The organism is Rhizobium sp. BK316, assembly GCF_014193695.1.
Classification (GTDB): Bacteria; Pseudomonadota; Alphaproteobacteria; order Rhizobiales; family Rhizobiaceae; genus Rhizobium.
The window spans coordinates 1098908-1105079 of sequence record NZ_JACHZR010000002.1 but is presented as its reverse complement, the minus strand read 5'-3'; the positions used below and the strand labels follow the sequence as shown (position 1 = coordinate 1105079).

Annotated in this window: 7 protein-coding genes; 1 reads left to right on the top strand and 6 read right to left on the bottom strand. The window is 61.4% G+C overall.

Going from position 1 to position 6172, the window contains the following annotated elements:
- The 5 genes from ccmI to FHT87_RS14035 all read right to left on the bottom strand — a co-directional run.
- Positions 1-909 (bottom strand): c-type cytochrome biogenesis protein CcmI (gene ccmI / locus FHT87_RS14055; protein WP_183802627.1); only part of this gene is annotated, 909 nt, incomplete at its 3' end.
- Between the two features lie 99 nt (positions 910-1008).
- A complete protein-coding gene (locus FHT87_RS14050) occupies positions 1009-1437 on the bottom strand; it encodes a hypothetical protein (protein ID WP_183802623.1) in 429 nt (142 codons plus the stop codon).
- Between the two features lie 120 nt (positions 1438-1557).
- Positions 1558-2961, bottom strand: coding sequence for a HAMP domain-containing sensor histidine kinase (locus tag FHT87_RS14045; protein ID WP_183735754.1), 1404 nt, complete (start codon positions 2959-2961; stop codon positions 1558-1560).
- The gene (locus FHT87_RS14040; RefSeq protein ID WP_183802620.1) at positions 2951-3622 is read right to left on the bottom strand and encodes a response regulator transcription factor; all 672 of its coding nucleotides are present in this window, start codon (positions 3620-3622) and stop codon (positions 2951-2953) included. Before FHT87_RS14040 ends, FHT87_RS14045 begins: the two co-directional genes overlap by 11 nt.
- A 54-nt stretch (positions 3623-3676) precedes the next feature.
- Positions 3677-3925, bottom strand: a complete 249-nt coding sequence (locus FHT87_RS14035; protein ID WP_183735752.1) for a hypothetical protein — start codon at positions 3923-3925, stop codon at positions 3677-3679.
- Positions 3926-4198: 273 nt separating this feature from the next.
- Here FHT87_RS14035 and FHT87_RS14030 point away from each other — a divergent pair, with 273 nt between their 5' ends.
- Entirely contained in the window at positions 4199-5413 is a 1215-nt protein-coding gene (locus tag FHT87_RS14030; protein ID WP_183802617.1) for an MFS transporter, read from the top strand.
- A gap of 440 nt (positions 5414-5853) precedes the next feature.
- Here FHT87_RS14030 and FHT87_RS14025 read toward each other — a convergent pair whose 3' ends face one another.
- On the bottom strand, positions 5854-6165 hold the full coding sequence (locus FHT87_RS14025) for a Dabb family protein (RefSeq protein WP_183802615.1): 312 nt from the start codon (positions 6163-6165) through the stop codon (positions 5854-5856).
- Positions 6166-6172: the final 7 nt, after the last annotated feature.

Here is a 6172-nt window from a genome sequence, read left to right as displayed (position 1 = left end):
GCTGCTCAACGTCTCGGCCGCAGCGACATCCTCCGCCGTCGGGCCGCCCGGAACTGACGGTGGTGCGGCAGGCTCGGCCGCCGGTGCAACCGCCGTGCCGCCGTTTTTGGCGATATGTTCGTTGACCAGCGGCAGCCAGGGGGCATCGGCCGGCGACTGCTTCGCCAGTGCCTCGAAGGCGCCACGTGCCGCATCCGGCTGGCCGGCCTGCTCCATGCTCAGCGCCACATAAAAACGCGCCCGCGGGTTGTTCGGCTCAAGCGTGAGCGACTGTTCCAGCACCTTGCGCGCATCTTCCGTCACCACGCCTTCGGAGATCGCCATCAGCGTTTCGGCAAGGCCATCGAGACGCGCCGGGCTCGGGCCGAGCAGGCGGATGGCGTTGCGATAGGCGGTCTCGGCATCGGAAACCCGCATGGTGCTGAAATAGATCGGCGCCAGCACATCCCAGCCCTTGCCGTCGTCGGGTTTCTCAGCCAGATGCCGCTCCGCCTTGGCGACGAGGACGGCCATGTCATTGCCGGGATTGGCAAGCCGCGCTTCCAGCGGCTGCGACGGCAGGTCGGGTCTGCCGGTATTGATGTAGAGACAGAGCCCGATGATCGGCAGGATCAAGACGATGAAAACTTCGGTGAGGCGATGATGCCTTGCAGGTTTGCTTTCCTCGGCCGGAGCAGCGCCAGAGACGGCAATCAGACGCCGGCCGATCTCGGCGCGGGCATAATCGGCCTCGTCCGCGGTGATCAGGCCGCCGCTCACGTCTCTGTCGAGTTCACGCAACTGGTCGCGATAGACAGCGACCTCTCCAGCACGCGTATCCTCGGCCGCCTTCGCTCCACGCAAAAGAGGATAAAGCAGAATGGCGGCAACGGCCGCCGTCAGGACAGCCACGAGAATCCAGAACAGCATATCGGCCCAATTACTTGAAGCGCGCCCTCATTCCAACTGCCAATGCCGTGTTGACGAAGAATTGAGGCTATTGGCCGCAAGGATAACGGGACAGGGATATCAGCCGAGCGGCGACCAGGTACCGTTTTCGTTGCGGCAGGCGACACCGCGCGCCAGCGTATCCTTGCCATCGACCGTGACAGTATGGGTGTACTGGCGGCAATTCTGCGAGCCGACCTGATAGGGGGCGGCTGCCACGACACTGCCATTGGCATCACGGCCGGTCCAGGTGACCGGCTGGCCGACGGCTGCGCCTTCCAGCGCGCGGTATTCGGCTTCCAGCGCCCGTTGCTTGTCGCTGTCGCCAAGTTCCACGCCGGTGCGACCAACGATGCCGCCCTGCAAGGCAGCGATGAAAGCAGCCGAAGCCGGGGGCTTGCCGCCGCCAAAAAGACCGCGCGTCGCAGCGCCCTTCGTTGTCGTGCAGCCAGAGAGCGCCACGGCGACGATAAGGGAAGAAACGATCATGCCTTGCCAACGTAGAGTCATTGCAATCGAACCACGATCAGGGGTGTTAGTCGAGCCGATCGAAGTGCAGCGTCCCCGTGTCAGCATTAAGGCAAAGCATGCTATACATTTGCCACTATCTTTGTGACATCAAGCAGTTGCTCATGCAACATCCTTTGTCACACCTGGCAGGATAAGCTTGGCTTTCAGCCCGCCCCATTCCCCGCGGGTAAGCTCCAGACGCCCCTGGTACTCGTTGGAAATCTCGGTGACGATGGAAAGGCCGAGGCCGGTTCCGGGCTTGCTCTCGTCCAGCCGCCGGCCGCGCTTCAGCGCCTCGCGGATCTGGTCGGGCTCCAGGCCCGGGCCGTCATCCTCGACGGCAAGCTCCACCCAATGCTTGCGGGCGCTTGCTTCTACTCCCTTCACATCCTCGCCGGCTTCGACCGCCGAAAGACGCACTTTGCTCTTGGCAAAGCGCGCGGCATTCTCCAGGAGGTTGCCGACCGTTTCCTCCAGATCCTGCTGCTCCATGGCAACGGCAAGGTGCGGCGGCTGGACGATCAGCTCGAATTCGGTTTCGACATTCAGGCGGCGCATGACACGCACCAGCCGCTCGAGCGCCGGTTCGGCATCGGTTCGCGCCAGCACGGATTCGCGCTGGGCGGCAATGCGCGCGCGGTTGAGATAGGACTGCACCTGCCCCTGCATGGCCTCGGCCTGATTGCGCACCAGTTCGCCATGCGATTTTTCGAGCACGCGCGCCTCGTTGAGCAGCACGGCGATCGGCGTCTTCAGAGAATGGGCGAGATTGCCGACCTGCATGCGCGCCCGCTCGACGATGCGGCGGTTGCTGTCGATCAGCGCGTTGACCTCATTGGCAAGCGGCAGGATCTCGCGCGGGAAATCGCCCTTCAGCTGCTCGCTTTCGCCGGCGCGGATACGCTCCAAAGCGGCACGTGCCTTGTCGAGCGGCTTCAAGCCATAGAGAATGGCGAGCGCATTGACGATGAGACTGCCGACGCCGAAACCGGCGAGCGCCAGATAGAGCCGGTGGGAGAAATTGCGGACGTCGTCTTCCACGACATCGACATTGCCGGTGACGCGGAAACGCGCCGCACGGCCGTCGGTGTCGAGCACCACTTCCGTCTCGGCCACCTGCACGCGGTTACCGGCCGCATCCGTCACCTGGTAGTAGCGCTCGTAATTCTTGTCGAAAGGCGCTTCGACGACCGACAGCACGGGGATGGTCGCCGAGCCCAGCGAGGGTGAGACGAGCGGCGCGGTCGTATAGGTGCCGAGCGGTTCGACCACCCAGTACCAACCGGTCTTCGGCTGGGCGAAGCGCAGGTCGCCGAGCTGCGGGCTGCCCGAGAGCGCGCCCTGATCGCCGATCGTCACGGAATTGATGACGTTATAGAGCTGGGCGCGCAGCAGGTCCTGAAAGCCGCGCTCGGCGCTGCGTCTATAGAGTGTCGAAATCAACAGGCCGATCACCACCAGCGCCACCGTCGACCAGACCGTGGTCAGAAGCAGCACGCGTGCGGTGAGCGACTTAATTCGCATTGGTCGGCGCTTGGATGCGGTAGCCCAGACCGCGCACCGTTTCGATCAGATCGACGCCCATCTTCTTGCGCAGGCGGCCGACGAAGACCTCGATCGTATTGGAATCGCGGTCGAAATCCTGATCGTACATATGCTCGACCAGTTCCGTGCGGGAGACCACCTCGCCCATATGATGCATGAGATAGGCAAGCAGCCGGTATTCATGCGAGGTGAGCTTCAGCGCCACGCCGTTGACGATCGCCTTCGAGGTCTTGGTGTCGAGCCGCACGGGGCCGCAGACGATCTCGGAGGAGGCGTGGCCGGCCGCACGACGGATGAGCGCACGGATGCGTGCCAGCACTTCCTCGACATGGAATGGCTTCGTCACATAGTCGTCGGCGCCCGCATCGATGCCGGCGACCTTGTCGCTCCATCGGTCGCGAGCAGTCAGGATCAGCACCGGCACGGCGCGGCCGGCGCCGCGCCATTTTTCCAGCACGGTCACGCCGTCCATTTCGGGAAGGCCGATATCGAGGATGATGGCGTCATAGGGTTCGGTATCGCCGAGGAAGTGCCCCTCCTCGCCATCGAACGCCTGATCGACGACATAACCCGCTTCTTTCAGCGTGTCGCAGAGTTGCCGGTTCAGATTGACGTCGTCTTCGACTACCAGAATGCGCATCGCTTCGCCTTCTTCCGCTGCAAATCACTGGAACCTTGAATAAGCCGATTCCGTTTACATCGGAACCTTTACCGTCACCTTGCGCGGACGCTGGCCGTTGCCCTGAACGAGAACGGTGATGATGCAGGCGTCGCCCACCGGCTGCACGGAAAGAAGCTGGCCGCCGGTCTCGTCTACGACCTGCTGGGCCGCAGCGCTGCAATCGCGCGCCACACGCAGGACAAGCGTGCGGGTGTCGTCCGGTGAGGGCGCCGAAACCGCCAGTCCGGCGGCCAATGCTGCGACGCTCAGAGGAGAGGCCATGTGCTGTGCTTTCAATGTAATGCCAACTTGTCCCGAATATGTACTCACGCGACCTGAATGGCAAATGAATGCACGGTAATGCGGGAATTTTAGAACAATTCTCGACTATTGCACGAAATATGCATGATTCCTGAATGATGGACGCATGTGCTTCCGCCGCAATGGAAATCCCGGCACCAGTCATATTCATATGGCACCTGTTCGATCAAACCTTTCAGCGTCTGGTTGAAGCTGCTATCGCTTTACCGCCTTTCTTCATTTCTTTCCGGAATCATGCAGACATCATTTTCTCTCCGTACGGTGCGGACGGTTGGCGTGCTGGCAGTCACCCAGCTGATCGGCTGGGGCACGACCTTCGACATGCTCGGCGTCATGGGCCGTGTCATTGCGCCTTCCCTTGGGCTGCCGAATGAAGCGATTTTTGCCGGATTGACCATCATGATGGTGATCAGCGCCTTTGCCGGTCCGACCACCGGGCGCTGGCTCGGCCGCTATGGTGCTGCGAAGGTGCTGGCCGCCTCGTCGATCACCTTCGCGATCGGCCTGCTGCTGCTTGCCGCCGCCACCAATATCGTCGTCTATGCGCTCGCCTGGGTCGTGATCGGGCTTGGCGGCGCGCTCGGCCTTTCGGCGCCCTGCTATACCGCGGTCGTGGAGCGCGAAGGGGTAAACGGCAAACGGGTCATCGCCATCCTGATGCTGTTCACCGGTCTCTCGGCCACCATTTTCTGGCCGATCCTGACGCTGCTCAACGAGAATTTCGGCTGGCGCATCACCTTCCTCGTCTGCGCCGGCCTGCAATTCTTCGTCTGCCTGCCGCTGCACCTCTTCGGCCTGCCGAAGCCGGTTGCCAGCCACACGCAGGGGGCAGCCGCCGAAACGCCGCCGGTGGAGCTTTCGCCCTCCGACCGGCGCAAGGCTTTCCTGCTGATCGCGATCTCGACCACGCTCGGCACCTTCATCACTTTCGGTGTCTCGCCATCCCTGCTCGAAATCTTTCGCCAGTCCGGCGCATCGACGGCCCTTGCCCTGCAGCTCGGCTCGGCACGCGGCGTGATCGGCATTTCGGCGCGCGCACTCGACATGCTGCTCGGCAAGCGCGGCAATCCGATCCTGACATCGGTCATGGGCGTCAGCCTGATGCTGTTCAGCTTCCTGATGCTCTTCATCGTCCCGCCATCGACGCCGCTGCTCATTACCTTCGTGCTGCTCTACGGTTTCGGCTCCGGCGTGCTGGCGGTCGCCCGCGCACTACTGCCGCTCGCCCTTTTCTCGGCCAGGGAATACGGGCTGCAGACGGCCTGCCTGTCGATGCCGCAGAACCTCGCCAACGCGATTGCGCCCGTCATCTTCACCGCCATCCTCGACCGCGCCGGCGCCGGCGCGACGGTCATCACCTGTGCGGTGCTTGCGGCCATCGCATTGGTCTTCGTGCTGATGCTGATGGCGTTGGTACGCGGTGCAAAGCCGAGCGTACAGCCGGCCTGACCGGCGGCGGGCAAAGCAGGCCTCGCCTGCCGGAGGCCGACTTCGCTTCCAATCCGCTAAGCTTCTGAATCATTTGCGGCTTTTTTCTCAAGACTTGCTTGCGGCCCTTCACAGATTGATTCATCTGCAACCGGGATCATTTCCGGCCTCTCTCTATCCATTTGAAAATGAATAAGAATTTTCAAAGTGAGCCACTAGTGTAGCATTTTTGGGGCTAAGTCATTGATTCTGAATAAGTGATCCACTTAGCTCAAAATTACGCGTAAAGAATTTCAAAATCAGAAGCAGCGTTTGCTGAATCGAATTATTCAAAAGATTTTCGTGCCCTGGTGGATCACTTAAACATTATCAATGACTTAGCCGAAAACCCCGACACAATCGAATTTAATCGAAAATTCCCGTTCATTTTCAATGGGATAGATTAGCGACAGCCATAATTATCAATCCCGAAGGGGGCTGGTGACCGCCTTGTCGCTATCGAAATCGGCCGCAGTCCTGGTATCCCGGAGCGGCTTTACCGTGCGGGTCGAGAGGTCATAGTCGGGATGCGCCTTGTAGGCGGCGAGCGCTTCCTCGCTCTCGAATTCGCCGTAGACGACGAAATCGACCGTATTGCCCCACTGGTCCGTCTTGACGTTTTCGCCGATCTCCAGCGTCAGGGCATGGGGAATGCCCGTCAGTATGGAGAGCCCCTTGCGCACCGCCTCGCGGTTTTCCTCCGGCACGGTGAAGAAGACGATATGGCGGATCACGCGGACA

Bases quoted from the DNA above. Each gene is read 5' to 3' on its own strand.
- FHT87_RS14050 (WP_183802623.1), bottom strand. From the start codon at position 1,437: ATGACTCTACGTTGGCAAGGCATGATCGTTTCTTCCCTTATCGTCGCC.
- FHT87_RS14040 (WP_183802620.1), bottom strand. From the start codon at position 3,622: ATGCGCATTCTGGTAGTCGAAGACGACGTCAATCTGAACCGGCAACTC.
- FHT87_RS14030 (WP_183802617.1), top strand. From the start codon at position 4,199: ATGCAGACATCATTTTCTCTCCGTACGGTGCGGACGGTTGGCGTGCTG.
- FHT87_RS14045 (WP_183735754.1), bottom strand. From the start codon at position 2,961: ATGCGAATTAAGTCGCTCACCGCACGCGTGCTGCTTCTGACCACGGTC.
- FHT87_RS14035 (WP_183735752.1), bottom strand. From the start codon at position 3,925: ATGGCCTCTCCTCTGAGCGTCGCAGCATTGGCCGCCGGACTGGCGGTT.